Annotated in this window: 23 protein-coding genes and 2 tRNA genes; 20 read left to right on the top strand and 5 right to left on the bottom strand. The window is 70.6% G+C overall.

The window, feature by feature from the left end; genetic code table 11:
* Positions 1 to 168: 168 nt before the first annotated feature.
* A complete protein-coding gene (locus tag ACFY0K_RS25890; RefSeq protein ID WP_004002642.1) occupies positions 169 to 582 on the bottom strand; it encodes an SsgA family sporulation/cell division regulator in 414 nt (137 codons plus the stop codon).
* A gap of 191 nt (positions 583 to 773) precedes the next feature.
* Between ACFY0K_RS25890 and ACFY0K_RS25885 the strand changes: the two genes are divergently transcribed.
* The 9 genes from ACFY0K_RS25885 to ACFY0K_RS25845 all read left to right on the top strand — a co-directional run bounded on the left by ACFY0K_RS25885 (position 774) and on the right by ACFY0K_RS25845 (position 9,558).
* Entirely contained in the window at positions 774 to 1,238 is a 465-nt protein-coding gene (locus ACFY0K_RS25885) for a TIGR02611 family protein (RefSeq protein ID WP_390641861.1), read from the top strand.
* An 81-nt stretch (positions 1,239 to 1,319) separates the two neighbouring features.
* Positions 1,320 to 1,391 (top strand) — tRNA-Val (locus tag ACFY0K_RS25880).
* An 894-nt stretch (positions 1,392 to 2,285) separates the two neighbouring features.
* Positions 2,286 to 3,572 carry an ABC transporter substrate-binding protein gene (locus tag ACFY0K_RS25875; RefSeq protein ID WP_390641860.1) on the top strand — a complete coding sequence of 429 codons (1,287 nt, stop codon included), beginning with the start codon at positions 2,286 to 2,288 and terminating at the stop codon, positions 3,570 to 3,572.
* Positions 3,572 to 4,546, top strand: a complete 975-nt coding sequence (locus ACFY0K_RS25870) for a carbohydrate ABC transporter permease (RefSeq protein ID WP_390641859.1) — start codon at positions 3,572 to 3,574, stop codon at positions 4,544 to 4,546. Before ACFY0K_RS25875 ends, ACFY0K_RS25870 begins: the two co-directional genes overlap by 1 nt.
* Entirely contained in the window at positions 4,543 to 5,430 is an 888-nt protein-coding gene (locus ACFY0K_RS25865) for a carbohydrate ABC transporter permease (protein ID WP_390641858.1), read from the top strand. Before ACFY0K_RS25870 ends, ACFY0K_RS25865 begins: the two co-directional genes overlap by 4 nt.
* A 16-nt stretch (positions 5,431 to 5,446) precedes the next feature.
* Entirely contained in the window at positions 5,447 to 6,025 is a 579-nt protein-coding gene (locus ACFY0K_RS25860) for a hypothetical protein (RefSeq protein WP_390642066.1), read from the top strand.
* A 113-nt stretch (positions 6,026 to 6,138) separates the two neighbouring features.
* Positions 6,139 to 8,877 (top strand): Tat pathway signal sequence domain protein, encoded by a 2,739-nt coding sequence (locus ACFY0K_RS25855; protein WP_390641857.1) that lies wholly within the window; start codon positions 6,139 to 6,141, stop codon positions 8,875 to 8,877.
* Between the two features lie 120 nt (positions 8,878 to 8,997).
* Positions 8,998 to 9,444: an SRPBCC family protein gene (locus ACFY0K_RS25850; protein WP_390641856.1), complete on the top strand. Its 447-nt coding sequence runs from the start codon at positions 8,998 to 9,000 to the stop codon at positions 9,442 to 9,444.
* 39 nt (positions 9,445 to 9,483) lie between these two features.
* Positions 9,484 to 9,558: transfer RNA gene (locus ACFY0K_RS25845), tRNA-Val, on the top strand.
* 126 nt (positions 9,559 to 9,684) lie between these two features.
* On the opposite strand, the gene ACFY0K_RS25840 is transcribed toward ACFY0K_RS25845, so the two are convergent.
* The gene (locus ACFY0K_RS25840) at positions 9,685 to 10,410 is read right to left on the bottom strand and encodes a 3'-5' exonuclease (protein ID WP_390641855.1); all 726 of its coding nucleotides are present in this window, start codon (positions 10,408 to 10,410) and stop codon (positions 9,685 to 9,687) included.
* Between the two features lie 169 nt (positions 10,411 to 10,579).
* Between ACFY0K_RS25840 and ACFY0K_RS25835 the strand changes: the two genes are divergently transcribed.
* The 3 genes from ACFY0K_RS25835 (at position 10,580) to thrS (ending at position 14,466) form a co-directional block, all read left to right on the top strand.
* Positions 10,580 to 11,146 (top strand): DUF4365 domain-containing protein, encoded by a 567-nt coding sequence (locus tag ACFY0K_RS25835; RefSeq protein ID WP_390641854.1) that lies wholly within the window; start codon positions 10,580 to 10,582, stop codon positions 11,144 to 11,146.
* A complete protein-coding gene (locus ACFY0K_RS25830) occupies positions 11,143 to 12,378 on the top strand; it encodes a hypothetical protein (RefSeq protein WP_390641853.1) in 1,236 nt (411 codons plus the stop codon). Before ACFY0K_RS25835 ends, ACFY0K_RS25830 begins: the two co-directional genes overlap by 4 nt.
* 111 nt (positions 12,379 to 12,489) lie before the next feature.
* Positions 12,490 to 14,466, top strand: coding sequence for a threonine--tRNA ligase (gene thrS / locus ACFY0K_RS25825; RefSeq protein ID WP_390641852.1), 1,977 nt, complete (start codon positions 12,490 to 12,492; stop codon positions 14,464 to 14,466).
* A 24-nt stretch (positions 14,467 to 14,490) separates the two neighbouring features.
* On the opposite strand, the gene ACFY0K_RS25820 is transcribed toward thrS, so the two are convergent.
* The gene (locus tag ACFY0K_RS25820) at positions 14,491 to 15,162 is read right to left on the bottom strand and encodes a potassium channel family protein (RefSeq protein ID WP_390641851.1); all 672 of its coding nucleotides are present in this window, start codon (positions 15,160 to 15,162) and stop codon (positions 14,491 to 14,493) included.
* A gap of 67 nt (positions 15,163 to 15,229) precedes the next feature.
* Here ACFY0K_RS25820 and ACFY0K_RS25815 point away from each other — a divergent pair, with 67 nt between their 5' ends.
* A complete protein-coding gene (locus ACFY0K_RS25815) occupies positions 15,230 to 15,793 on the top strand; it encodes an HIT domain-containing protein (RefSeq protein ID WP_351960534.1) in 564 nt (187 codons plus the stop codon).
* Between the two features lie 121 nt (positions 15,794 to 15,914).
* Here ACFY0K_RS25815 and ACFY0K_RS25810 read toward each other — a convergent pair whose 3' ends face one another.
* Positions 15,915 to 17,558: a hypothetical protein gene (locus tag ACFY0K_RS25810; RefSeq protein WP_390641850.1), complete on the bottom strand. Its 1,644-nt coding sequence runs from the start codon at positions 17,556 to 17,558 to the stop codon at positions 15,915 to 15,917.
* Between the two features lie 152 nt (positions 17,559 to 17,710).
* On the bottom strand, positions 17,711 to 19,909 hold the full coding sequence (locus tag ACFY0K_RS25805; protein ID WP_390641849.1) for an elongation factor G-like protein EF-G2: 2,199 nt from the start codon (positions 19,907 to 19,909) through the stop codon (positions 17,711 to 17,713).
* Between the two features lie 280 nt (positions 19,910 to 20,189).
* Between ACFY0K_RS25805 and pgsA the strand changes: the two genes are divergently transcribed.
* The 7 genes from pgsA (at position 20,190) to ACFY0K_RS25770 (ending at position 26,101) form a co-directional block, all read left to right on the top strand.
* Positions 20,190 to 20,867, top strand: coding sequence for a phosphatidylinositol phosphate synthase (gene pgsA / locus ACFY0K_RS25800; protein WP_093505310.1), 678 nt, complete (start codon positions 20,190 to 20,192; stop codon positions 20,865 to 20,867).
* Positions 20,864 to 21,772 (top strand): phosphatidylinositol mannoside acyltransferase, encoded by a 909-nt coding sequence (locus ACFY0K_RS25795; RefSeq protein WP_390641848.1) that lies wholly within the window; start codon positions 20,864 to 20,866, stop codon positions 21,770 to 21,772. Before pgsA ends, ACFY0K_RS25795 begins: the two co-directional genes overlap by 4 nt.
* Positions 21,769 to 22,977, top strand: a complete 1,209-nt coding sequence (locus ACFY0K_RS25790; protein WP_390641847.1) for a glycosyltransferase family 4 protein — start codon at positions 21,769 to 21,771, stop codon at positions 22,975 to 22,977. Before ACFY0K_RS25795 ends, ACFY0K_RS25790 begins: the two co-directional genes overlap by 4 nt.
* Before the next feature lie 150 nt (positions 22,978 to 23,127).
* The gene (locus tag ACFY0K_RS25785) at positions 23,128 to 23,679 is read left to right on the top strand and encodes a hypothetical protein (protein ID WP_390641846.1); all 552 of its coding nucleotides are present in this window, start codon (positions 23,128 to 23,130) and stop codon (positions 23,677 to 23,679) included.
* A gap of 105 nt (positions 23,680 to 23,784) precedes the next feature.
* The gene (gene pdxS / locus ACFY0K_RS25780) at positions 23,785 to 24,690 is read left to right on the top strand and encodes a pyridoxal 5'-phosphate synthase lyase subunit PdxS (protein WP_382724190.1); all 906 of its coding nucleotides are present in this window, start codon (positions 23,785 to 23,787) and stop codon (positions 24,688 to 24,690) included.
* Positions 24,691 to 24,693: 3 nt separating this feature from the next.
* The gene (pdxT, locus tag ACFY0K_RS25775) at positions 24,694 to 25,296 is read left to right on the top strand and encodes a pyridoxal 5'-phosphate synthase glutaminase subunit PdxT (RefSeq protein ID WP_390641845.1); all 603 of its coding nucleotides are present in this window, start codon (positions 24,694 to 24,696) and stop codon (positions 25,294 to 25,296) included.
* Positions 25,297 to 25,348: 52 nt separating this feature from the next.
* Positions 25,349 to 26,101, top strand: coding sequence for a YebC/PmpR family DNA-binding transcriptional regulator (locus tag ACFY0K_RS25770; RefSeq protein ID WP_351960527.1), 753 nt, complete (start codon positions 25,349 to 25,351; stop codon positions 26,099 to 26,101).
* Positions 26,102 to 26,250 lie beyond the last annotated feature (149 nt).

The following is a 26,250-nucleotide window of genomic DNA, read 5'->3' as shown; positions in this document are numbered from 1 at the left end:
CCGGTGCCACGCACACCGCCTCCCGGCGGTTCCACGGGAACGCGGACACACCGGCGCCGCCCCGTGACCGAACACGGTGGCGGGCGCCGGTGCTGCCGTATGCGGTTGTCTAGGCCCGAGCCGTCTCCCCGAGTGGACGGCGCCGGGCGGCTTGCAGGGGGCGTGCCCTCAGCTCTCTGCCAGGATGTGGGAGAGCTCCTGATCGAGATCGAAATGGCGGTGTTCCGTGCCCGGGGGCACGGCGGCGTCCGTCCGCTTCAGGAAGGACTCCAGGGCCCGCGCCGGGGCTTCCAGCAGGGCTTCTCCCTCCGGGGAGCTCAGGGCGATGCACACGACGCCCTGACCGTGACTGCGGGACGGCCAGACGCGGACGTCTCCGGTGCCGGTGGGGCGGTGCAGTCCCTCGGCGAGGAGGTCGCGGGCGAACACCCACTCGACGGTTTCCTCGGCTCCGGTGTGGAAGGTGGCGTGCACGGCGTAGGGGTCGGCCGTGTCGTACCGCAGGCCTGCGGGGACAGGCAGGGATGACTCGCTCGACACAACGAGGCGCAGGTGCAGCTCGCAGCTGACCGTGGTGTTCATAAGCGCCAGGGCCTTTCGCTCAGTGTGCGCTCGGGGATTCGCACGTCGGCGAAATCGACATGCCACCTACGGTGCCGTTGTAAACCCCTCTGAGTGTTTTGCGTGTGTTTACGTAACTCTTCCGGCCGAAAACCTGGACGCGATCTACGACCATTCCGGTGACGGGAATCGCTCGGGTAGGGTTTGGTCGTATGAATACGGGGAGTAACGATCCGGGCGAGACCGCCGTGGCCTCGGACGGCAGCGGGGCGGAGGGGACGGCGGCGGACCGGGCGCGCGACGAGAGCGGGCTCGGATCACGGGCACCCGAGTTCGTCAGGGCGCGCCGGATGCTGCACCTGAGCTGGCAGGTCGGGGTCTTCGCGATCGGCCTGGCGGTGGTGGCCGTGGGCATCGTCCTGCTGCCGCTGCCCGGCCCCGGCTGGGTGATCATCTTCGCCGGCATGGCGATATGGGCCACCGAGTTCGTCTGGGCCCAGCTGGTGCTGCGCTGGACGAAGCGCAAGGTCACGGAGGCGGCCCAGAAGGCCCTCGACCCCAAGGTGCGCCGCCGCAACATCACGCTCACGACGATCGGCCTGGCGGTCGTGGCCGCCGGGGCCGGCGTCTACCTCTCCAGGTTCGGGATCGTGATGCCCTGGAAGATCGAGGAGTGATCCGGTCGCAGGCCCGGGCCCAGGCCCCCGGCGACTGGTCGGGGGCACCCCCTGACATGCGGTAATGTTCTTCCTGCGCCCGGGCGATTAGCTCAGTGGGAGAGCGCTTCGTTCACACCGAAGAGGTCACTGGTTCGAACCCAGTATCGCCCACCCGGAACCGCGGCCCACCTGCGAGACAGCAGGTGGGCCGCGGTCGTTCTGTGCCTCGGGGAGGGCTGCTGCGTTCACGGCGGCGACGGCGCGGCCACCTCCGGCGGCGGCTGCGGCCAGGGCCGTGCGGGGGCGGGTGGCATGGCGTGCGAGGGCGCGATGCCCCTGCGAGGCTCCGCGAGCGGCCGGGCGTGAGGGCGCACCCACCTGCGAGTCCTGCGTTTTCGGGCTTAGGGTGCCCTTGTCCGCGGACCTGCGGTGCCCTGGTCTGCGGGCATGCGGTGCCCCGGTCTGCGGGCCTGCAGTGCCCCGCGTTTTCAGGCCTGCGGAGCCGCGCGTGTACGGGCCTGCGGTGCAGCCGCCCAGCGAGCCTCCGGGCCGTCGGCTTCCTGGAACTCCACCCGTCCCGTCCCCGGCCCTGGCGCGCGCGACGGCTGTCGATGCGGGCGAGGGGGAGGGCGAGGGCGACGGCGAGGGCGACGGCGAGGGGCGACGGTGCGGCGAGGGCGTGGACGGTCGGCCCCCTCGTGTGTCGCGCGGCGGGGCATCGGCGCCGTCCGCCGAGGTCTCATACCTCCGACCACTGCCCCGCCTCGCCTCGGCCCACCCCACCCCGCCACCCCTCCTGCCCCCCACCGAAGCCAACCAGTAACCGCCGCCTCCCGTGCGCCAGTTCACGTTCGGCCCCTCGATCACGCGCCGCTCACCTGCGACGTCGTCGGCCTCCGCCCTCCCGCGGCCGTACCGCCCGGCCCCGTCCCGCAGGCCCCGCCCGCAAGAAATTCCTGTCCGAATCATTGACGCCTCACCGGCCCCTCCGTAACTTGTGCCAGCAAGCGCTTACTTGAAACGATTCATGCAAGCGTCGGCGACGCTGCGGGGAGGGGCCCGACTGTGGGAACCAGCAGGAATGTGGAGAGACGGACCATCCTGAAGGCGGCCGGGGCCTCGGCGGCGGCGCTCGGGCTCGCCGCGACGGCCGGGTGCGGAGGCGGCACCGGCTCCGGAGACGGGACCGTGACGATCCGTTACTCGTGGTGGGGCGCCGAGGAGCGCGCACAGAAGATCAACAAGACTATCGCGCTCTTCGAGAAGAAGTACCCGAAGATCAAGGTCAAGACCGACTTCCAGACGTATGCATCGTTCTGGGAGAAGTTCCAGACCCAGGCGGCCGGCGGAAATCCCCCGGACGTTTTCCAAAATGCCGTCACCTTTCTCCGGAAGTACGACAAGCGCGGAATTCTGCTCGACCTCAAGTCACAGGTCCAGGCAGGAAATCTGAGCCTGGATCACTTCCGGGCCGGGGTGACCAAGGTCGGCGAGGTCGACGGAAAGCAGCTCGGAATCCCCGTCGGCTCCAACACCATGGCGCTGGTCATCGACAAGAAGGTCTACGAGAAGGCCGGCGTCGAGCCGCACACGGGCTGGACCTGGGACGACTACTTCAAGGCGTTGAAGACCATCCACGACAGGACGAAGGTCGCGGGGGACACCGGCTACTTCACCATCATGTACCTGTACGACCTCTACCTCCGCCAGAACGGCAAGGCCTTCTACACCGCCGACGGACTCGGTTTCGACAAGGCCGACCTGACGGAGTGGTGGACCGACGGCTACAACCGCGTCAAGGCGGGCCTCGTCACCGACCCCAAGGTCGTCCAGCAGGACACGCCCAAGTCCTCCCTCTCCGCCGGTCACGGCGCCTCGGAGTTCACCTGGGACAACTTCACCGTCCGCTACTCCGCCGAGGGCGACAGCACCTACGGCCTCGCCCCGATCCCGACCATGGACGGCAAGCACACCGGGCAGTACCTCGCCTCCCTGATGCTGAGCGCCTCCACCCGCACCGCCCACCCCAAGGAGGTCGCGCAGTTCATCGACTTCATGGTCCACGACCCCGAGGTCGGCAAGATCATGGGCTACGACCGGGGAATCCTCGCGAGCACCGAGCAGTACACGGCGTACCGGCCGACAGACGCCGTGAACAAGGAGATCGCGCAGTACGAGGACGGCACCGCCAAGGCCGGCGTCCTCGGCACGATCACCCCGCACCCCTCCGGTGCCGACACCATCGAGGCCGCCTTCCTGCGCATCGGCGGCGACCTCGGCCAGGGCAAGACCAAGGTCTCCGACGCGGTGAAGCAGTTCTTCACCGAGTCCGAGGCCGCCTTCCAGGCCTGATGGGACCTGCCGTGACGCTCGTCAAGGACTCCCTGACCGCCGCCCGCAAGGCGCGTCCGGCCGCCTCCGCCTCCGCGGGGCGGCGGCCCGGCCGCCGACGCGAGAACCTCGCCGGCTACCTCTTCATGTCCCCGTGGATCGCGGGCTTCCTGCTGCTGACCGCGGGCCCGATGGCCGCCTCCCTCTACTTCGCGTTCACCGACTACAACCTCTTCAACACCCCGAAGTGGGTCGGGCTCGACAACTTCACCAAGATGTTCGACGACCCGCGCTGGCAGAAGTCGGTGGAGGTGACCGCGAAGTACGTGGTCATCGGCACCCCGCTGAAGCTGCTGCTCGCCCTCGGGGTGGCGCTGCTCCTCGCCCAGAGCCGCCGCGGGCAGGCCTTCTACCGGGCCGCCTTCTACGCCCCCTCGCTCATCGGCGCGAGCGTCTCGGTCGGCTTCGTCTGGCGGTCGCTGTTCTCCGACGACGCAATCGTGGACCGCACCCAGTCCTTCTTCGGATGGCACGTCGGCGGCTGGGTCGGCAACGCCGACTGGGTGCTGTACAGCCTGGTCGCCCTGACCGTGTGGCAGTTCGGCGCGCCCATGGTCATCTTCCTGGCGGGCCTGAAGCAGGTGCCGAAGGAGCTCTACGAGGCGGCCGAGATGGACGGCGCCGGACCGCTGCGCAGGTTCTGGAACATCACCCTGCCGATGATCTCCCCGGTGCTGTTCTTCAACGTGCTCCTGGAGACCATCCACTCCTTCCAGATCTTCGGCTCGGCGTACGTCGTCTCCAACGGCGCCTGCGGACCGGCCGACGCCACGCTCGTCTACACCTGCTACCTCTACGAGCAGGGCTTCAAGAACGCCCAGATGGGCTTCGCCGCCGCGATGGCCTGGATGCTGCTGCTGGCCGTGGCCCTGGTGACGGCCGTCCTCTTCTGGTCCCAGAAGAAGTGGGTGCACTACGAGGAGGGCCCCCGATGAGCGCGACCACCACCAAGCCGTCCCCGCTGCGCCGCTCCCTGCCGAGCCGTCGCCGGGCCGGCTCCCTCGGCTGGCACCTCGGCGCCCTGCTGGTCCTCGCGGTCATCCTCTACCCGGTGGTCTGGGTGATCGGCGCGTCCTTCAAGCCCAGCAAGGACGTCATCAACAGCCTCCAGCTGTTCCCGGCCCACCCCATCCTGTCCAACTTCGAGGGCCTCGCCGACGGCATAGCGGACATCAGCATCTGGACGTTCTTCCAGAACTCCCTCTTCTACGCCGTCGGCGCCGTCGTCGGCGTGCTGGTCTCCTGTTCCCTCACCGCCTATGCCTTCGCCCGCATCCGGTTCGCCGGCCGCAACCTGCTCTTCTCCCTGATGATCGGCACCCTGCTCCTGCCGTACCACGTGCTGCTGATCCCGCAGTACGTGATGTTCCAGAAGCTGGGCTGGATCAACACCTACACCCCGCTGCTGATCGGCAAGTACCTGGCCACCGAGGCGTTCTTCGTCTTCCTGATGGTGCAGTTCATGCGGAACCTGCCCCGGGAACTCGACGAGGCGGCCAGGCTCGACGGCTGCGGGCACTTCCGCATCTACTGGTCGATCGTGCTGCCGCTGTGCAGGCCCGCCCTCATCACCAGCGCGATCTTCACCTTCATCAACGCCTGGAACGACTTCATGGGCCCGCTGATCTATCTCAACGAGCCCGGCAAGTACACGGTCTCGCTCGGCCTGATGATGTTCCGCGACTCCGACGGCGTCGCCGCCAACTACGGCGGGATGATCGCCATGTCCCTCGTCGCGCTGCTGCCCGTGCTGCTGTTCTTCCTCGCCTTCCAGCGCTATCTGATCGACGGAATGGCGACCTCCGGACTGAAGGGCTGATGACGTCGTGGCCGACGTGCGCGCAAGGCCGTCCGTCTTCGCGGAGCGGTTCGGGATCTTCGCCGAGTGCCTGCTCACCGGGGTGTGGATCGCGGTCGCGTCCCTGGGAGTGGTCACCTACCCGGCCGCCTTCGCCGCCGGCGCCCGGCACCTGCGCCGCCGTACCGGTCAGGTGCGGGGCGGCTGGCGGGAGTTCGTCGCGGACTTCCGCCTCGCCGTCCGCCGGGGCTGGCTTCTCGGGCTCGCCGGCTGGGGTGCGGTCGCCGCCGCCTGGATGGACGTCCAGGCGGTGCGCGCCGGGCTGCCCGGCGGGCCGCTCGTCGGTGCCGTGGGTCTGTTCGCGGTGATCGGCCTCGTGGTCGCGGGGCTGCGCGCGGCCGCCGTCTGGGCGCCCGGCGACCGCTGGCGCGCGCTGCTCACGGCGGCCGGCCGCCGTACCGTCCTGGACCCCGGCGGTTCCCTCCTGCTCGTCGGGGGAGCGGTCCTCGTGGTCTGTTCCGCCCTGCTCATCGCGCCGCTGGCGGTACCCGTGCTGGGCGCCGTGGCGGCGGCGGCCGTCGCGGTCGAGGAACGGCACCGGCGCCGGCACGGCTGACCGGCCACGCACCAGGTGCGGCGCCCCGGCGCCGCACCTTCCTCTGTCATGCACCTGATCGCCTTACCACTCGTGACGCTCCATTCCCCCGCACCCGCACGGAAAGGCGGACCATGTCTCCCATCCCCCGCAGGTCCCTCCTCAAGGCGGCCGCCGTGGCCGGCGCCGCCGCCCAGTTCAGCTGGGCGCTGGGCGCGAAGGACGCGCAGGCCGCGCCCGCTGCCGAGGCCGCCGACGCGGACCCGGTGACCCTTGACTGGCTGGAGGACGGCGGCCTCGGTGCCGCGCCCGGCTCGACCGTCGGCGTGCCCTGGCCGATGGGCGCCTTCCAGGAGGACCAGACCTTCGCGCTGGCCGACGAGGACGGCAAGGACGTGGCCGTCCAGTCCTGGCCGCTCGCCTACTGGCCCGACGGTTCCCTCAAGTGGACCGCCCACGCGGTGAGTTCGGGCAACGGCAAGCTCACCCTCGCGGCGGGCGCCCCGGCCGCCCCGGCGCAGCGGGTCACCGTCGACGAGCACGGCGGCACGATCGACGTCTCCACCGGCGTGATCGCCGTGAAGATCGGCAAGAACGGCCCGACGATCGTCAGGTCCGTCACCCGGGGCTCGACGGAGATCGCCAGGAACGGACGGCTCGTCCTCGTCCGCCAGCCGGAGATCGAGGACGAGGACCAGGGCACGGTCAGGACCGAGCGCTTCGACGGCGCGATCGACTCCGTCACCGTCGAACAGGACGGCCCGGTCCGGGCCGTCGTCCGCGTCGACGGCAAGCACCGCAAGGGAAAGCGGAGCCGGCTGCCGTTCTCGATCCGGCTCTACTTCTACGCGGGCGCCGACTCCTTCCGCATGGTCCACACGATCACCTACGACGGCACCCAGGAGCCGGGCAGGGCGAGCGGCGACTTCATCCGCGGGCTCGGCGTCCGCTTCAGCGTGCCGATGCGCGACGAGGCGTACGACCGGCACGTGCGGATCGGCGGCGAGGGCACCGGCCTGCTGCGCGAGGCCGTCCAGGGCATCACCGGCCTGCGCCGCGACCCTGGTGCCACCGTCCAGGCGGCCCAGTACGCCGGGCAGAAGCTCGCCGACCCGTCCACCTGGGACCAGCGCGTCACCACCCGCCTCCAGTACATCCCGCACTGGGGCGACTACACCCTCGCCCAGCTCTCCGCCGACGGCTTCACCCTGCGCAAGCGCACGAAGAAGGGGTACGGCTGGATCGCGGCCGGCGGCGGCAGGCGGGCCTCCGGGTTCGGCTACGTCGGCGGGGCGAGCGGCGGACTCTCCTTCGGCCTCAGGGACTTCTGGGAGAAGTTCCCGGCCCAGCTCGACATCCGCGACGCCCACACCGACACGGCCGAGGTCACCCTCTGGCTCTGGTCGCCCGAGGCCCAGCCGATGGACCTGCGCTTCTACCACGACGGCATGGGCCAGGACACGTATGCCGAACAGCTAGAAGGCCTCAACATCACCTACGAGGACTACGAGCCCGAGTTCGGCACCCCCTACGGCATCGCCCGCACCTCCGAACTCCTCTTCTGGGCCAACGAGTCGACCCCCTCGGCGGACGCGCTGGCCGAACAGGCGGCGGCCGTACGGACGCTGCCGCAACTCACCGCCCCGCCCCGGCAGCTCATCAAGGCCAAGGTCTTCGGCCCCGGCCTCTACTCCGAGCCCGACCGCTCCACCGCCGCCAAGGCGAAGATCGAGGACCACCTCGACTTCCTCTTCACCTACTACAAGGACCAGGTGGAGCAACGCCGTTGGTACGGCTTCTGGGACTACGGGGACTTCATGCACACCTACGACACCGTGCGCCACCAGTGGCGGTACGACGTCGGAGGCTACGCCTGGGACAACTCCGAGCTCTCGCCCGACCTCTGGCTCTGGTACGCGTACCTCAGGAGCGGCCGCTCGGACATCTTCCGGTTCGCCGAGGCGCTCACCCGGCACACCGGCGAGGTGGACGTCTACCACATCGGCCAGTGGGCGGGCCTCGGCACCCGGCACGGCATCCAGCACTACGCGGACAGCGCCAAGCAGCAGCGCATCTCCAACACCACCTACCGGCGCTTCTACTACTTCCTCACCGCCGACGAACGCGTCGGCGACCTCATGGCCGCCAACGTCGACTCCGACGAGACGTTCCTCGTCCTCGACCCGCAGCGCAAGGTCCGCACCGACCCCTACACCCCCGACCGGCACGCCCTGTCCATCGGCTTCGGCACCGACTGGAGCGGGCTGGTCTCGGCCTGGCTGACCGAGTGGGAACGCAAGGGCCCCAAGTGGGAGAAGGCCAGGGCCCGCGTCCTGTCGACCATGGAAGGCATCGCCGCCCAGCCCAACGGATTCGTCCAGGGCAGCGGCCTGTACGACCTCGACACCGGCACGTTCGCGACGGCGGCCACCCCGGTCGTATCGGTCTCCCACCTCTCGGCCGTCTTCGGCCTCAACGAACTCTGCGCCGAACTCATCCACCTGGTCGACATGCCGAAGTTCAACGAGGCGTACTTCGACTACTGCCGCTACTTCGACGCCACCAAGGCGGAACAGGCGGCACGCTACGGCTCCGACTTCGGCACCCTGCTGCTGTTCCAGGGCCACTCGCGCCTCGACGCCTACGCCGCCGTACAGACCGGCGACGCGACGCTCGCCAAGCGCGCGTGGACGAAGTTCTACAGCTCGGACGGCTACACGGAGTCCTCGCCGTGGAAGACCGAGCCGCTCTCCGGTCCGGTCACGCTCGTCGCGGGCAGCGAGGCGAGCTGGGTGTCCTCCAACGACACCGCGCTCTACGGCCTCGCCGCCATCGAGAACCTGGCCCTGCTCGGCGACAGGATGCCCTCGTAGGAGGGGTGGGGGAGCGCCGTCGCACGGGCGGCGGCGCTCGTACCGGTGAGTGTGGTCCAGGTCACTCCATGGGGGCATGAGTACGCGTACTCAGTTCGGCGGGCCGGGCAGACTCCGCTCATGGACTGGACCCACTACCGTTTCCGCAGCCTGTGGTCCCTGCCGGTGCCGTGCGCCGTCGTCTACGACGCGCTGGAGCGGGTCGAGGACTATCCGGGCTGGTGGCCGCAGGTGCGGTCGGTGATCCGGCTGAACGACACGACGGGGGTCATCACGATCCGTTCCGTCCTTCCGTACGACATGACGTTCACGGCGCGGGAGACGCGACGCGATCCGGGGGCCGGCCTGCTGGAGGCCGCGATGACCGGTGACATCGAGGGCTGGTCCCGCTGGACGGTCACCGCCGACGGCGCCGGCACCCTCGCCCGCTACGACCAGGTCGTCGACGTGAACAAACCGCTGCTGCGCCGACTCGCCGTCCCCGGACGGCCCTTCTTCCGCGCCAACCACCGGTTGATGATGCGGGCGGGACGGCGCGGACTGCTCAGGCACCTCCAAGCGGTTTGAACGAAACCCGCCGGTACCTGTATCGTTCTCTCCGTTCCCGGGCGATTAGCTCAGTGGGAGAGCGCTTCGTTCACACCGAAGAGGTCACTGGTTCGAACCCAGTATCGCCCACCACCCGGAAGGCCGGTCCGCACCAGCGGACCGGCCTTGTTCGTTCCGTCCCCGGCCGACCGCTGGACTCCGCGGCCCGGGCCCAGCTGTCTCGCGGCCGGTCGCGCGCCGGTGGTGGCGCCCCGCCCGTCACGCCGCCGTCGGCAGCTCCGGCCGCAGCGGCCAGTCCTGGCTCACCGTCTCCGGTGTGCCGCTGCGGGTGAACCACGCCTGGAGGCCACGCGCCTGCGCCGCGTGCCAGGTCGTCTGCAGGGTGTGCAGCTCGGCCGGGGTCAGGCGCTCCAGGCGGGCCGCGAAACGGCGGCCCAGCGCCCGTACGAGCTCCAGGGACGCGAGCGCGTCCGCGCCCGCGTCGTGCGCGCCTTCGAGGCTGACCTCGTAGTGCGCGCACAGGTCGGTCAGGGTCCGGCGGCCCTTGCGGTAGCGGTCCAGATGCTTGTCCAGGACCCGGGGATCGAGGACGAGCAGGGGGCTCGCCTCGAACCAGCGGTCCAGCGAGGACGCCCGGTGCCGGCGCAACTCCCGGTCCAGCAGCGTCAGATCGAACGGCGCGTTCATCACCACCAGCGGGCGGTGCATCGCCGCGTGCTCGGCCAGTTCCTCGGCTATCTCGTGCATCACCGGCGCCGGCCAGCGGCCGTTGCGCTGCAGGTGTTCCTCCGTCAGCCCGTGCACCGCCGTCGCCGCTTCCGGCACCGGCACACCCGGGTTGACCAGCCAGCGGGTCACCCGGGGGCGGGTGCCCGGGGCGTCCTGGACGACGACCGCGGCGGACACGATGCGGTCGGTCTCCACGTCCACGCCCGTGGTCTCCGTGTCGAAGGCCGCCAGGGGCCCCTCGTACCAGCACGTCATGCCAATACAACTCCTCGTTCACCCACGGCAGATGACGTTCCGTCTTCTGCCCGTTTGGTGATACCCGGGCCGTTTGCGGCGTACGCCGGAAGGACACAACAGGAGTGCGGGTCTTTGCAGTTCAGCGGCCCGCCACGGGGAAACTCTTTGGCTGGGAAGGCTGTTGGTCATGGCGATAGCGCAGCCCGAACGGGGCGGGCTGCTGCCCGAACGTACGGGCCCCCATCGCGGCACACTCGCGACCACCGCCTGCATGGAGACACTGCAGGTGGGCTATCTGCATGCCGTCGCGGCGGCGGCCGGCTGCTCGCTGTCCCAGCCGTTCCCGGACAACGGCATCGACTGGCACGTCAGCCACGGCTCGCCCGGTCACACCGTCGACGACGAGGTGACGATAAAGGTGCAGCTCAAGTGCACGTACCAGATCGCCCCCAACCCGCCGGGACGTTTCTTCTCCTTCACGCTGGACAACGACCACCTGCGCAAGCTCGCCCGCACACCGGTGTCGGTGCACAAGATCCTGGTGGTGATGCTGGTACCGCGCTCCCAGGACGACTGGCTGCGCGCCAGCCACGACCGGCTCGATCTGCGCCACTGCTGCTACTGGGTCAACCTGGCAGGGCACCCGGTCACCGGCCGGCACCGGACCACCGTGCGGGTTCCGACCGCGCGCATCTTCGACGACCGGGCGCTCTGCGAGATCATGACGCGGGTCGGGACGGGAGGCAGGCCATGAGGCACCGTCCGTACGAGGAGCAGCTGCGGGAGGTCCGGCCGCATCCCGACGATCTCCACGGTCCGCACTGGAACCGTCCCCCCGAGCCCGCCGAGGTCGACCCGGCCGTGCTGGGCGCCCTGCTGCGCCGGCACGGCTGGCAGCGGCGCGGGGGAGCACCCGGGCGCTACGGCCGCTGGACCCCACCCGGGCCGGGCAGCACCGGCACCAGCCTGCTGGTACCCGAGAGCCGCGCCTTCCCGGACAGTGACGACCTGCTCGGGGAGGCACTCACCGCTCTCGTGCGCAGCGGCACCCCCGCCGCGCGTGAGGTACTGGTCGGGCTCGCCGTGCCCAGCGACGAGATCCGCTGGTTGCGGGACGTGCCCGGCGGACCGGCGGACGCCGCGCCCTGGACGGTCGAGGAGCAACTGCGCACCGCCGCCCGGCAGACCCTGCTGGCCGGCGCGCTCGCCACGCGCGCGCGTGCCGGTTACTACGGCGCCCGGCACAAGCGCGCCGCCGCCGCGATGCTGGAGTCCGTCCTCGTCGGCTCGGCGGACGGCGGGCGCGGCCTCGCCGCCTTCGTGCCCGTCGCCACCGGACGGCCCCTCGCCGTACGCCTCCACCAGGCCCTGTACGCCGCCCGTGAGGCCATCGACTACCAGCGGGCCACCGGCGGCATGGACGCCTTCGACGGCGCCGTCGAGGCGGGCGTGAGCCGGGAGCTGACCGACGCCCTCGCCACGCTCGTACGCGGCACGGAGGGCGCCCGCGTCTCGGTGGCGTGGGCGCCGGGCGCCGGCGTCCCCGACGACTGCGCGGCCACCCCCGAGCCCATCGAGTTCTCACCCGGCGACCTGCCCGTGCTGCGCGAGGCCGGCGCCCGCTACCTGCGCGACGAGCCCTCGGTCGCGGTCCGGGTCACCGGCACCGTCGTCCGCATGCGCCGCTCCGAGCCGCGCGGCGAGGGCGCCGTACGGCTGCGGGTGATCGCCGGGGCCGAGGTGCCGTACGTCCGGGTCACCCTCGACGAGGAGGACTACCGGATCGCCGGGCAGGCCCACCTCGTCGGACTCCCGGTGCGGGTGCACGGGCGGCTGGAGAGCCGGGGCGGCTTCCGGCGGCTGTCCGGCGCCTTCGGGGTCGCACCGGTCCAGGTGGACGAGGCCGAGCGGGACCGGCTGATGAAGTCCCTCCAGGAGAACCTCGACTTCTTCGAGGAGGCGTGCACCGGCGACGACTGCGACTGAGCGGGGACGGCGGGTAACCGTTTAGCGATCGACGGTGCCGGGTCGGTACGATCCGGTATGGCGTGCGCTCCTGGTACGGCGCCCGCATTCGTCTTCAGTCAGGAGAGACCGGTGTCAGACGTCCGTGTGATCATCCAACGCGATTCCGAGCGGGAAGAGCGCGTGGTGACGACGGGCACTACGGCCGCCGAGCTCTTCGCCGGCGAGCGCTCGATCATCGCCGCGCGGGTGGGCGGCGAGCTCAGGGACCTCGCGTACGAGCTGAAGGACGGCGAGACCGTCGAGGGTGTCGAGATCTCCTCCGAGGACGGCCTCAACATCCTGCGCCACTCCACCGCCCACGTCATGGCCCAGGCCGTCCAGGAGCTCTTCCCCGAGGCCAAGCTGGGCATCGGCCCGCCGGTCAAGGACGGCTTCTACTACGACTTCGACGTCGAGAAGCCCTTCCACCCCGATGACCTCAAGGCCATCGAGAAGAAGATGCAGGAGATCCAGAAGCGCGGGCAGAAGTTCGCGCGCCGGGTCGTCACGGACGAGGAGGCCCGCGCCGAGCTGGCCGACGAGCCGTACAAGCTGGAGCTGATCGGCCTCAAGGGCTCCGCGTCCAGCGACGACGGCGCGGACGTCGAGGTCGGCGCCGGCGAGCTGACGATCTACGACAACCTGGACGCCAAGACCGGCGAACTGTGCTGGAAGGACCTCTGCCGCGGTCCCCACCTGCCCTCCACCCGCCTGATCCCGGCGTTCAAGCTGATGCGCAACGCGGCCGCCTACTGGCGCGGCAGCGAGAAGAACCCGATGCTCCAGCGCATCTACGGCACCGCCTGGCCGTCCAAGGACGAGCTGAAGGAGTACCTCGACTTCCTCGTCGAGGCCGAGAAGCGCGACCACCGCAAGCTGGGCAGCGAGCTCGACCTGTTCTCCATCCCGGAGCAGATCGGCTCCGGCCTCGCCGTCTTCCACCCCAAGGGCGGCGTGATCCGCCGGGTCATGGAGGACTACTCGCGCCGCCGGCACGAGGAGGAGGGCTACGAGTTCGTCTACACCCCGCACGCCACGAAGGGGAAGCTCTTCGAGACCTCCGGGCACCTGGACTGGTACGCCGACGGCATGTACCCGCCCATGCAGCTCGACGAGGGCGTGGACTACTACCTCAAGCCCATGAACTGCCCGATGCACAACCTGATCTTCGACGCGCGCGGCCGGTCCTACCGTGAACTGCCCCTGCGCCTCTTCGAGTTCGGGACCGTGTACCGGTACGAGAAGTCGGGCGTCGTGCACGGCCTGACCCGGGCCCGCGGCTTCACCCAGGACGACGCGCACATCTACTGCACCAAGGAGCAGATGGCGGAGGAGCTCGACAAGACGCTCACTTTCGTCCTGAACCTGCTGCGCGACTACGGCCTCACCGACTTCTACCTGGAGCTGTCCACCAAGGACCCGGAGAAGTTCGTCGGCTCCGACGAGGTCTGGGAGGAGGCGACCGAGACGCTCCGCGCGGTGGCCGAGAAGCAGGGCCTCCCGCTCGTCCCCGACCCGGGCGGCGCCGCCTTCTACGGCCCGAAGATCTCCGTGCAGACCCGGGACGCGATCGGCCGCACCTGGCAGATGTCGACCGTCCAGCTCGACTTCAACCTGCCCGAGCGCTTCGACCTGGAGTACACCGCCGCCGACGGCACCAAGCAGCGCCCGGTGATGATCCACCGCGCCCTGTTCGGCTCCATCGAGCGGTTCTTCGCGGTGCTCCTTGAGCACTACGCGGGCGCCTTCCCGGCGTGGCTGGCGCCGGTCCAGGCGGTCGGCATCCCGATCGGCGACGGGCACGTCGAGTACCTGCAGCAGTTCGCCGCCGAGGCGAAGAAGAAGGGCCTGCGGGTCGAGGTGGACGCGTCCTCGGACCGCATGCAGAAGAAGATCAGGACCGCGCAGAAGCAGAAGGTGCCGTTCATGATCATCGTCGGCGACGAGGACATGAACGCCGGCACGGTGTCGTTCCGCTACCGCGACGGTTCGCAGGAGAACGGCATTCCGCGTGACGAAGCGATCGCGAAGATCGTTGATGTGGTGGAGCGCCGCGTACAGGTGTGAGGTGCTCCCCGCCACCGCGGGGTTTCAGGCCCCCGGGGAGTCCCCCGGGGGCCTGCTGCCGTCCTCGCTCACCGAGAACCGTTGCAGCATCCAGGACGAGAAAGATCCGGTCACCGTGCCCAGCAGTGCCAGACCGCAGGCCATCAACCCCGCGGCGATGAACCGGCCCAGGGTGGTCACCGGGACGTAGTCTCCGTAACCGACCGTGGAGAGGGTCGAACAGGTCCACCAGAGGGAGTCCCCGAAGGTGCGGATGTTCGCGTTCGGGGCCGAGCGTTCGACCTGGTAGACGGCGAGGGCGCCGGAGAAGCCCAGCAGTGAGATCGACAGGGCCGAGTAGGCGGCCACGCGCGCGTGCAACGCGAGCCGGGGCTCCCCGCGCCGCCGCTGGATCGACTCGTAGGTCCGCACCACCCGCACCGGCCGCAGCAGGGGCAGCACCAGGACGAGCGTGTCCAGCCAGCGCCGTCGGACGAACCCCGGTCCCTCACCGCTGAGCCGCCAGCGCACCGCGTAGTCGACGGCGAACATCCCCCAGGCCGTGTACATCAGCGACAGGAAGACGACGTGTGCCGCGTGGGGCAGCCGGGGCAGCAGCACGTGCACCGCGTACGAGCCGAGGAAGACCAGCGACGCGACGCCGAGTACCAGGTCGGTCCTGCGGTCCCAGCGGTTCAGCCGGCTGTCGTCGTCCATCCGCCCAGCTTCGCCGCCGGGAGCTTTCCCGCGGCCCCGGCGACACGCCGCGAACGGGCGAAGCCATATGCTGCCTAGCATGACGAGTGAGCCGGAGCAGCAGATCGGAGTGGGGACGCAGGACGCGTTCCAGCGCCTGTGGACGCCCCACCGGATGGCCTACATCCAGGGTGAGAACAAGCCGACCGGTCCGGGCGCCGACGACGGCTGTCCCTTCTGCTCGATCCCGGCCAAGTCCGACGAGGACGGGCTGATCGTCCGGCGCGGCGAGCACGTCTACGCGGTGCTCAACCTCTACCCGTACAACGGCGGTCACCTGATGACGGTCCCGTACCGGCACGTCGCCGACTACACGGACCTGACCGGGCCGGAGACGGTCGAGCTGGCCGAGCTGACCAAGCAGGCGATGACCGCGCTGCGCACGGCGTCCGGCGCCCACGGCTTCAACATCGGCATGAACCAGGGCACGGTGGCGGGCGCCGGCATCGCGGCCCACCTCCACCAGCACATCGTGCCGCGCTGGGGCGGCGACACGAACTTCATGCCGGTGGTGGGCCACACCCGGGTACTGCCGCAGCTCCTGGCGGACACCCGCAAGATGCTGGCCGAGGCCTGGCCGACGTCGCATTGAGCAGCCCGTCCGGCGACTGAGGACGAGGCCGTTCAGGCCGAAGCGGGGGTCCGGGGTCCGGGCGTGGCAGCGCCCAGGGGCCGGTGCCCGCACCCGCCCCTTCGGCCGAACCGCCGGAGGCTCACGCGTCGTACGTGTCGGCCTTCTTCGGCGACGCCTCCTGGACCGACCCGCTGAGCGCTCCCGCCCGTGCGTTGAACTTGTCCATGTTGACGTCGTGCTCCTTGAGCACGGTGAACGCGGCCCGGTGCACCGCCCGGAGCACCGGCGTGGCCGCGCGCAGCGCGTCGTCGGCCATGAAGCGGTGCTTCCACGGCTGGTCGGCCCAGGCGTGCCGGAGGCCGAACGGCTCGGGCAGGCCTATGGAGCCGCCGAGCCACTTCAGCAGCGGCGGATACCAGCTGATCGACGCCCGCGCGGCGAGCCGGACCACCTCGTCCGGGGTGACCAGGGGCAGCTTGACCGTGCGCGTCTCCCAGAACCGTACGGTCTTGGCGACCGTCTTGGTGGGGGCCTCGGGCTTGCCGCTGAACAGGCCGTTGACCGGGCCGAGGGCGTGTCCGGTGACCTCGATCCGCAGGGTCTCCTTCAGCACGGTCACGGTGGTCATCATCGTGATGATCAGGCCGCCGTCCCACAGGTGCGGCCACTGCACGCCCAGGTAGTGCCGCTCGCCCTTGTCGAAGTGGTTGTTGTTGCAGATCCGCTCCACGTCGGCGGGCCCCACCTGGTAGTCGGTCCCCTCGGGCCGGGACACCTCCTTGGCGCCCTCTCCGACATGGGTGACGATCCAGTGCTTGACCTGCGGTGTCGGGAAGCCGCCGGTCTTCAGGTGCTGCCGGTGCAGCACGCTCAGCTCCTTCTCGATCTCCCGGACGACCGTCCAGGCGCGGAACTCGTGGATGCCCTTGACCGGATCGAGCGGGACCAGCTCCTCGGCGAGGTGCCAGGAGCCCCAGCGGGTGCCCATGCCGAGTATGCCCTTGGGGCCCGCGTAGAAGACCGAGTTGGACTGCTGCTCGGCGCTGAGCCGGGCCAGGGACTGGCGCAGCTGCTCGGCGGCGGCCTGGTCGGGGCTGGTCGGCACCGCCTCGGGGACCTTCGCCCCGACGCTGCCCCCGGAGAGCAGGCCGTCCCAGGCCTCGCGCAGGTCCCGAGCGGTGCGCTCGCACAGCCGCTTGGCCAGGTACCAGCCGACGACGGGGAGCACGACGCAGCCGCGCGCGTACCAGCCCCAGAACCCGGCGAGGGGCATCCGGATCAGGAAGATGACGGCGAGGACGCCGACGGCGGCCAGCAGGGCGCTGCCGAACCCGGAGACCCGCCTGTTCCCGGCCTTCAGCATGGTGGCCCGGAGCTGGAAGACGCCCAGCCAGACCAGCAGGCCGGGCAGGAAGAGCACGCCGAACAGGAACATGACGGCGCTGAGCCGGTTGTCGCGCTCCCGGCGGATGCGGTTGGCGGCGAGGCAGTGCTCGACGACCACCTGGGGCTCGCTGCCGAAGGACTGGACGAGGGGTTTGCGGCCGACGCCCAGCATGCGGTCGATGACCGCCTGGGAGTACGCCTCACCGAAGTTGGGCCGGAATATCTTGGCCCACTTGCGGCCTTCCTTGACCTCGGACCGGTGCCACTCGTTGTCGGCCTTCTTGATCTCCTCCATCGGCGTGTCCCGGTAGGCCGCCGAGGCCAGGGCGTAGGTCGGTGCCTGCGCCTCGCCGCCCGGCCTGGGCACCTGTGGCCCGAAGAAGTCCTCGAAGCTCATTCCCGCCCCCACTTGCCGCCGTCCCGCTTCTGCGGCCTTCCCGACTTCCGTACTCCGCACACCTGTTGATCAAGTAGTCAGAGTATCCCCAGCCACCGACAACCGTCGGCGGACGGCCGAAGCCGCCCGCCGGACACTCCCGGTGACACCGGTCAGGAGGTGTCTTTGGCCTGTTCGCGAATCCTCTCGGCGATCTGCGGCGGCATCGGCTCGTGCCGGGCGTAGGACCGGCTGAAACGCGCCGTACCGTGCGACAGTGAGCGCAGGTCGACCGCGTACCGGCCGATCTCGAACTCCGGTACCTCGGCCTTGATCAGGGTGCGGCCGCCGCTGGTCTGCTCGGTGCCGAGCACCCGGCCGCGCCGCCCGGACAGGTCGCTCATCACCGCGCCCACGTACTCGTCGCCGACCAGCACGGACACCTCGGCCACCGGTTCCAGGAGGTGGATCTTCGCGTCCGCCGCGGCCTCCCGCAGCGCCAGCGCGCCCGCCGTCTGGAAGGCGGCGTCGGAGGAGTCCACCGAGTGCGCCTTGCCGTCGAGCAGGGTGACCCGCACGTCGACCAGCTGGTAGCCGGCGGCGACCCCCTTGACGGCCTGGGCCCTGATGCCCTTCTCGACCGAGGGGATGAACTGCCGGGGCACCGCGCCGCCGACCACCTTGTCGACGAACTCGATGCCGGAGCCGCCCGGCAGGGGCTCCACCTCGATCTCGCAGATCGCGAACTGCCCGTGCCCGCCGGACTGCTTGACGTGCCGGCCGCGCCCGGCGGACTTCCCGGCGAACGTCTCCCGCAGGGACACCTTGTGCGGGACGACGTCGACCTGGACGCCGTACCGGCTGCGCAGCCGTTCCAGGGCGACGTCCGCGTGCGCCTCGCCGAGGCACCACAGCACCACCTGGTGGGTGTCCTGGTTCTGTTCGAGCCGCATGGTCGGGTCCTCGGCGACCAGGCGGGCGAGACCCTGGGAGAGCTTGTCCTCGTCGGCCTTGCTGTGCGCCTCGATGGCGAGCGGCAGCAGCGGGTCGGGCATCTCCCACGGCTCCATGAGCAGCGGATCGTCCCGGCCCGAGAGCGTGTCGCCGGTCTCCGCGCGGCCGAGCTTCGCCACGCACGCCAGGTCACCGGCGATGACATGCGTGACCGGACGCTGCTGCTTGCCGAACGGGGTGGACAGCGCGCCGATCTTCTCGTCGACGTCGTGGTCCTCGTGGCCGCGGTCGGCGAGGCCGTGCCCGGAGACGTGGACGGTCTCGTCGGGGCGCAGCGTCCCGGAGAAGACCCGGACCAGGGAGACCCGGCCGACGTACGGGTCGGACGCGGTCTTCACGACCTCCGCGACCAGCGGGCCGTCGGTGTCGCACGGCTTGATGTCGCGCGGTGTGCCGTCGATGGTGGTGACACCCGGAGTGGGGTGCTCGAACGGCGTCGGGAAGCCGCCGGTGACCAGTTCCAGCAGCTCGACCGTGCCGAGGCCCTGGCGGGCGCCGTCGGCGGCCGGTGCGGCGGCCAGGACGGGGAAGAAGGCCCCGCGTGCCACGGCCCGCTCCAGGTCCTCGATCAGCGTCTTGAGGTCGATCTGCTCGCCGCCCAGGTAGCGGTCCATGAGCGTCTCGTCCTCGCTCTCCGAGATGATCCCCTCGATCAGCCGGTTGCGGGCGTCCTCGATGTCCGGCAGCTGGTCGGGGCCCGGCTCGGACTCCTTGCGCTCCCCGGTGGAGTAGTCGAACAGCTTCTGCGTGAGCAGCCCGACCAGGCCGGTCACGGGCGCGTGCCCGTCCGGACCCTGCGGGCCGTGCAGCGGCAGGTAGAGGGGGAGCACGGCGTCCGGGTCGTCGGCGCCGAACGCCTCGGCGCAGACCCGGGTCATCTCCTGGAAGTCCGCGCGGGCGGCCTCCAGGTGCGTGACGACGATCGCCCGCGGCATGCCGACGGCCGCGCACTCCTCCCACACCATCCGGGTCGAGCCGTCCACCCCGTCCGAGGCCGAGACGACGAAGAGGGCCGCGTCCGCCGCGCGCAGACCGGCCCTCAGCTCACCGACGAAGTCGGCGTATCCCGGGGTGTCCAGGATGTTGATCTTGATTCCGTTCCATTCGACCGGTACCAGCGACAGCTGTACGGAGCGCTGCTGCCGGTGCTCGATGTCGTCGTAGTCCGAGACGGTCCCGCCGTCCTCCACCCGGCCCGCCCGGTTCACCGCCCCCGCGGTCAGCGCGAGCGCCTCCACCAAGGTGGTCTTGCCCGATCCGGAGTGGCCGACCAGCACCACATTCCGTACAGACGCGGGGTGGTCGGCCGCCCTTGCCCTGCCGGCGGCTCCGGGGTGTTCCTTGACCTTGTCGCCCATGGTTTTGCCTCCCGTGCACGGTGAGGTCTCTGTGGGCGCGGGCGAGCATGGCGGGCCGCGTGCGGTGGCGGCTCCGATGACGCCCGCGGTTATTCGAGCTTTCCACTCCCGTCACGGTGCGTCCATACGAAGGACGTGATCGCGCCCCCGGGACCTGTCCAGCCGGGCCGCCGGTCCCGACTGAGAGTGCCCACCCGTCGCCCGCACGCGCGCGTGGCTACGATGGGCCAGCCGGGGTGGCCAGCAGGGGCCGCACGGCGCAACGACCGTCGGGAAGGCCATGCTGAACAAGTACGCGCGTGCATTCTTCACGCGTGTCCTCACACCGTTCGCCGCGTTTCTCATCCGCCGGGGCGTGAGCCCGGACACGGTCACGCTCCTCGGCACGGCCGGAGTGGTCGCGGGCGCGCTGGTCTTCTTCCCCCGGGGCGAGTTCTTCTGGGGCACGATCGTGATCACGCTGTTCGTGTTCTCGGACCTGGTGGACGGGAACATGGCCCGCCAGCTGGGCCGCACCAGCCGCTGGGGCGCCTTCCTCGACTCCACCCTGGACCGGGTCGCGGACGGCGCGATCTTCGGCGGCTTCGCCCTCTGGTACGCGGGCAACGGGAACAACGACGTCCTGTGCGCGGTCTCCATCTTCTGCCTGGCCAGCGGCCAGGTGGTGTCGTACACCAAGGCGCGCGGCGAGTCGATCGGGCTGCCGGTGGCCGTCAACGGTCTCGTGGAGCGCGCCGAGCGCCTGGTGATCTCGCTGGTGGCGGCCGGTCTGGCCGGCTTCCACAAGTTCGGCGTGCCGGGCATCCAGATCCTGCTCCCGATCGCGCTGTGGATCGTCGCCGTGGGCAGCCTGGTCACCCTGGTCCAGCGGGTCGTCACGGTCCGCCGTGAGTCCGCCGAGGCGGAGGCCGCGGCCGAGCGCGAGAAGGCCCCGCACGGGAGCGAGGCCGGGCAGTGACCGCCGCCGACCGGATCACCGACGCTCTGTACGGTCTCGGCTGGAGCACCGTCAAGAAGCTCCCCGAGCCGGTCGCCGTGCGCCTCGGCAACTCCATCGCGGACCTCGTCTGGAAGCAGCGCGGCAAGGGCGTCCAGCGGCTCGAATCCAACTACGCACGGGTGCGGCCCGACGCGAGCCCCGAGCGGCTGCGCGAACTCTCCCGCGCGGGCATGCGCTCGTACCTGCGCTACTGGATGGAGTCCTTCCGGCTGCCGTCATGGAGCGAGGAGCGGATCCGCGGCGGCTTCGTCCCCAAGGACGTCCACCACCTCACCGACGGCCTCGCCTCCGGCCGCGGCGTGATCCTCGCGCTGCCGCACCTGGCCAACTGGGACCTGGCCGGCGCCTGGGTCACCACCGAGCTGCGGACGCCGTTCACCACGGTCGCCGAGCGCCTCAAGCCCGAGACGCTGTACGACCGCTTCGTCGCCTACCGGGAGGGCCTCGGCATGGAGGTCCTGCCGCACAGCGGCGGCTCCGCCTTCGGCACCCTGGCCCGCAGGCTGCGCGACGGCGGCCTGGTCTGCCTGGTCGCCGACCGCGACCTGTCCGCCTCCGGCATCGAGGTCGGCTTCTTCGGCGACACCGCGCGGATGCCCGCCGGACCGGCCCTGCTGGCCCAGCAGACCGGCGCGATACTGCTGCCCGTGACGCTCTGGTACGACGACACCCCCGTCCTGCAGGGCCGGGTGCACGCCCCGATCGAGGTACCCGAGTCAGGTGACCGGGCCGCGAAGACGTCTGTCATGACACAGGCGCTGGCCGACGCCTTCGCCACCGGGATCGCCGACCATCCGGAGGACTGGCACATGCTCCAGCGCTTGTGGCTCGCCGACCTCGACCCCGCGAAGGGACCGTCGTGAGGATCGGCATCGTCTGCCCCTACTCCTGGGACGTCCCGGGTGGCGTCCAGTTCCACATCCGCGACCTCGCCGAGTACTTCATCCGCCTCGGCCACGACGTCTCCGTCCTCGCCCCCGCCGACGACGACACCCCGCTGCCGCCCTACGTCGTCTCGGCCGGCCGCGCGGTCCCGGTGCCGTACAACGGCTCGGTGGCCCGCCTCAACTTCGGCTTCCTGTCCGCCGCGCGGGTGCGCCGCTGGCTGCACGACGGCGCGTTCGACGTGGTCCACATCCACGAGCCGACCTCCCCGTCCCTCGGCCTGCTGACCTGCTGGGCGGCGCAGGGCCCGATGGTGGCCACCTTCCACACCTCCAACCCGCGCTCCCGCGCGATGATCGCCGCGTACTCGATCCTCCAGGCGGCCCTGGAGAAGATCAGCGCCCGGATCGCGGTCAGCGAGTACGCCCGCCGCACCCTGGTCGAGCACCTCGGCGGCGACGCCGTCGTGATCCCCAACGGCGTCGACGTCGACTTCTTCGCCAAGGCCGAGCCGCGCCCCGAGTGGCAATCGGGAGGGGCGCGAAGCTCGGTTGAGGGTGGTGGTGGGAGACGGGAGGGCCACACCATCGGCTTCATCGGCCGCATCGACGAGCCCCGCAAGGGCCTCCCGGTCCTGATGAAGGCGCTGCCCAGGATCCTCGCCGCCCGCCCGCAGACCCGGCTCCTGGTGGCCGGCCGGGGCGACGAGGAGGCCGCGGTCGAGTCCCTCCCCGCCGAGCTGCGCCCCCGCGTCGAGTTCCTCGGCATGATCAGCGACGCGGACAAGGCCCGCTTCCTGCGCAGCCTCGACCTGTACATCGCGCCCAACACGGGCGGCGAGAGCTTCGGGATAATCCTGGTCGAGGCCCTGTCCGCGGGCGCCCCCGTCCTCGCCTCCGACCTCGACGCCTTCGCCCAGGTCCTGGACCAGGGGGCGGCGGGCGAGCTGTTCGCCAACGAGGACGCGGACGCGCTGGCGGAGGCGGCGGTACGGCTCCTGGAGGACCCGGAGCGCCGGGCCGGGCTGCGCGAGCGCGGCAGCGCGCACGTGCGGCGCTTCGACTGGTCCACCGTGGGTGCGGACATCCTGTCCGTCTACGAGACGGTGACCGCGGGCGCGGCGGCGGTGGCGGCCGACGAGCGGTCGGGGCTGCGGGCGCGGTTCGGGCTGGCGCGGGACTGAGCGCTTCGCTGGGAGGGCCGGGATAGGTCGTCGGTCGGCTGCGGCGCCGTCGTGGCTGGTCGCGCAGTTCCTCCCCCAGCCTTCGGCCGGGGGTGCCCCCAGCGCCCCTGACGGGGCGCTGTGGTAGGCGGTTCCTATAGCGTTCCGTCCGTGACCGCAACGCTCGTCTGGACGCTCTGGATCCTCGCCGCCCTCGTGGTGATCGGCCTCTACCTGAGCTGGACCGCCGGCCGGCTCGACCGGCTGCACGCGCGCATCGACGCGGCGCGGGCCGCGCTCGACGCGCAGTTGCTGCGGCGGGCCTCGGTGGCCCAGGAACTGGCGACCTCGGGGGTGCTGGATCCCGCCTCCTCGATCGTGCTGTACGAGGCCGCGCACGCCGCCCGGCAGGCCGAGGAGGAGCAGCGGGAGGTCGCGGAGAGCGAGCTGAGCCAGGCTCTGCGGGCCGTCTTCGAGCACCCGCAGCAGGTCGAGGAGGTCCGGGTGGCCCCCGGCGGCGACGCAGCCGCGAGCGAGCTGGCCGAGGCCGTACGCCGGGTCCCGATGGCCCGCCGCTTCCACAACGACGCCGTCGGCGCGGCCCGCCGGCTGCGCGAGCACCGCAAGGTCCGCTGGTTCCGGCTGGCCGGGCACGCCCCCTTCCCGCTGGCCTTCGAGATGGACGACGAACCGCCCGCCGCGCTGGTCGAGCGCACGGCCTGAGCGGAAAACGATCCACCGCCTTCCCATTGGCCCTTGCTGTGGACTGGTCCACTCGCGTTTCCTCGGTGTTTGCAGAAACCCTCTTTTCAGCGAGTGAGGTCACCCGTGTCCACCAGTGAGAACCAGACCCCCGAGACCGGCACCGCCCGTGTGAAGCGCGGCATGGCCGAGCAGCTCAAGGGCGGCGTGATCATGGACGTCGTCACGCCGGAGCAGGCGAAGATCGCCGAGGACGCGGGCGCCGTCGCCGTCATGGCCCTGGAGCGGGTCCCGGCCGACATCCGCAAGGACGGCGGCGTGGCCCGGATGTCCGACCCGGACATGATCGAGGGCATCATCGAGGCCGTGTCGATCCCGGTGATGGCGAAGTCCCGCATCGGCCACTTCGTCGAGGCCCAGGTCCTGCAGTCGCTCGGCGTCGACTACATCGACGAGTCCGAGGTCCTCACCCCGGCCGACGAGGTCAACCACTCCGACAAGTGGGCCTTCACCACCCCCTTCGTCTGCGGTGCCACCAACCTCGGCGAGGCCCTGCGCCGGATCGCCGAGGGCGCGGCCATGATCCGCTCCAAGGGCGAGGCCGGCACCGGCAACGTCGTCGAGGCCGTCCGTCACCTGCGCCAGATCAAGGGCGAGATCGCCAAGCTGCGCGGCTGCGACAACAACGAGCTGTACGCCGCCGCCAAGGAGCTGCGCGCCCCCTACGAGCTGGTCAAGGAGGTCGCCGAGCTCGGCAAGCTGCCGGTCGTGCTGTTCTCCGCCGGTGGCGTCGCCACCCCGGCCGACGCGGCCCTGATGCGCCAGCTCGGCGCCGAGGGCGTCTTCGTCGGATCGGGCATCTTCAAGTCCGGCGACCCGGCCAAGCGCGCCGCCGCCATCGTCAAGGCGACCACCTTCTACGACGACCCGAAGATCATCGCGGACGCGTCCCGCGACCTCGGCGAGGCCATGGTCGGCATCAACTGCGACACCCTCCCCGAGACCGAGCGCTACGCCAACCGCGGCTGGTAACCCATGAACACTCCTGTCATAGGCGTCCTGGCCCTCCAGGGCGACGTACGGGAGCACCTCATCGCCCTGGCCGCGGCGGACGCCGTGGCCAGGCCGGTCCGGCGCCCCGAGGAGCTCGCCGAGGTGGACGGCCTCGTCATCCCCGGCGGCGAGTCCACCACCATCTCCAAGCTCGCCGTCCTGTTCGGCGTGATGGAACCCCTCCGCGCGCGCGTGCGCGACGGCATGCCCGTCTACGGCACCTGCGCCGGCATGATCATGCTCGCCGACAAGATCCTCGACCCGCGCTCGGGCCAGGAGACCATCGGCGGCATCGACATGATCGTGCGCCGCAACGCCTTCGGGCGGCAGAACGAGTCGTTCGAGGCGGCGGTCGACGTCCGCGGGATCGGCGGCGATCCTGTAGAGGGCGTCTTCATCCGCGCCCCCTGGGTCGAGTCCGTCGGCGCGGAGGCCGAGGTGCTCGCCGAGCACGAGGGCCACATCGTCGCGGTCCGCCAGGGCAACGCGCTCGCCACGTCGTTCCACCCGGAACTCACCGGCGACCACCGCGTGCACTCCCTGTTCGTCGACATGGTGCACGAGAACCGGGCGGCGGAGTCCTAGTAGGATCTCTGGCGTTCGTTGTTTGGATGGGTTACGCGAAGGAGACAGGCAGATGTCCGGCCACTCTAAATGGGCTACGACGAAGCACAAGAAGGCCGTGATCGATGCCAAGCGCGGCAAGCTCTTCGCGAAGCTGATCAAGAACATCGAGGTCGCGGCCCGGATGGGCGGCGTCGACATCGACGGTAACCCGACCCTCTACGACGCCATCCAGAAGGCGAAGAAGCAGTCGGTCCCGAACAAGAACATCGACTCCGCGGTCAAGCGCGGTGGCGGCCTCGAGGCCGGCGGCGCCGACTACGAGACGATCATGTACGAGGGCTACGGCCCGAACGGCGTCGCGGTGCTCATCGAGTGCCTCACCGACAACCGCAACCGCGCCGCCTCCGACGTGCGCGTCGCCATGACCCGCAACGGCGGCTCGATGGCCGACCCGGGCTCGGTGTCGTACCTGTTCAACCGCAAGGGCGTCGTGATCGTCCCCAAGGGCGAGCTGTCCGAGGACGACGTCCTGGGCGCCGTCCTGGACGCGGGTGCCGAGGAAGTCAACGACCTGGGCGAGTCGTTCGAGGTGCTGAGCGAGGCCACCGACCTGGTCGCGGTCCGTACCGCCCTCCAGGAAGCCGGCATCGACTACGACTCCGCCGAGGCCAACTTCGTCCCGACCATGCAGGTCGAGCTGGACGAGGAGGGCGCCAAGAAGATCTTCAAGCTGATCGACGCCCTGGAGGACAGCGACGACGTCCAGAACGTCTTCGCCAACTTCGACGTCAGCGACGAGGTCATGGAGAAGGTCGACGCGTAGCGCTGCCGCGGGCTGAGCCGAGTCGGGGGGGGGGGGGGGGGGCGCCCCCCCCCCCCCCCCCCCGGGGGGCGGGGGGGGGGGGGGGGGCCCCCGCCCCCCCAAACACCCCCCCCCCCCCCCCCCCCCCCTGTGTACAAAACCCAGGCGGG

Origin of the sequence: Streptomyces sp. NPDC001507 (assembly GCF_042894765.1) — a bacterium.
Lineage (GTDB): Bacteria > Actinomycetota > Actinomycetes > Streptomycetales > Streptomycetaceae > Streptomyces.
The sequence above is the reverse complement of the archived record's forward strand: the minus strand, read 5'-3'. Positions and strand labels throughout refer to the sequence as shown.

Bases quoted from the DNA above. Each gene is read 5' to 3' on its own strand.
- ACFY0K_RS25840 (WP_390641855.1), bottom strand. From the start codon at position 10,410: ATGACGTGCTGGTACGAGGGGCCCCTGGCGGCCTTCGACACGGAGACC.
- ACFY0K_RS25885 (WP_390641861.1), top strand. From the start codon at position 774: ATGAATACGGGGAGTAACGATCCGGGCGAGACCGCCGTGGCCTCGGAC.
- ACFY0K_RS25820 (WP_390641851.1), bottom strand. From the start codon at position 15,162: ATGGACGACGACAGCCGGCTGAACCGCTGGGACCGCAGGACCGACCTG.
- ACFY0K_RS25815 (WP_351960534.1), top strand. From the start codon at position 15,230: ATGCTGCCTAGCATGACGAGTGAGCCGGAGCAGCAGATCGGAGTGGGG.
- ACFY0K_RS25870 (WP_390641859.1), top strand. From the start codon at position 3,572: ATGGGACCTGCCGTGACGCTCGTCAAGGACTCCCTGACCGCCGCCCGC.
- pdxT (WP_390641845.1), top strand. From the start codon at position 24,694: ATGAACACTCCTGTCATAGGCGTCCTGGCCCTCCAGGGCGACGTACGG.
- ACFY0K_RS25865 (WP_390641858.1), top strand. From the start codon at position 4,543: ATGAGCGCGACCACCACCAAGCCGTCCCCGCTGCGCCGCTCCCTGCCG.
- ACFY0K_RS25850 (WP_390641856.1), top strand. From the start codon at position 8,998: ATGGACTGGACCCACTACCGTTTCCGCAGCCTGTGGTCCCTGCCGGTG.
- pgsA (WP_093505310.1), top strand. From the start codon at position 20,190: ATGCTGAACAAGTACGCGCGTGCATTCTTCACGCGTGTCCTCACACCG.
- ACFY0K_RS25890 (WP_004002642.1), bottom strand. From the start codon at position 582: ATGAACACCACGGTCAGCTGCGAGCTGCACCTGCGCCTCGTTGTGTCG.
- ACFY0K_RS25805 (WP_390641849.1), bottom strand. From the start codon at position 19,909: ATGGGCGACAAGGTCAAGGAACACCCCGGAGCCGCCGGCAGGGCAAGG.
- ACFY0K_RS25770 (WP_351960527.1), top strand. From the start codon at position 25,349: ATGTCCGGCCACTCTAAATGGGCTACGACGAAGCACAAGAAGGCCGTG.
- ACFY0K_RS25830 (WP_390641853.1), top strand. From the start codon at position 11,143: ATGAGGCACCGTCCGTACGAGGAGCAGCTGCGGGAGGTCCGGCCGCAT.
- ACFY0K_RS25855 (WP_390641857.1), top strand. From the start codon at position 6,139: ATGTCTCCCATCCCCCGCAGGTCCCTCCTCAAGGCGGCCGCCGTGGCC.
- ACFY0K_RS25835 (WP_390641854.1), top strand. From the start codon at position 10,580: ATGGCGATAGCGCAGCCCGAACGGGGCGGGCTGCTGCCCGAACGTACG.
- ACFY0K_RS25810 (WP_390641850.1), bottom strand. From the start codon at position 17,558: ATGAGCTTCGAGGACTTCTTCGGGCCACAGGTGCCCAGGCCGGGCGGC.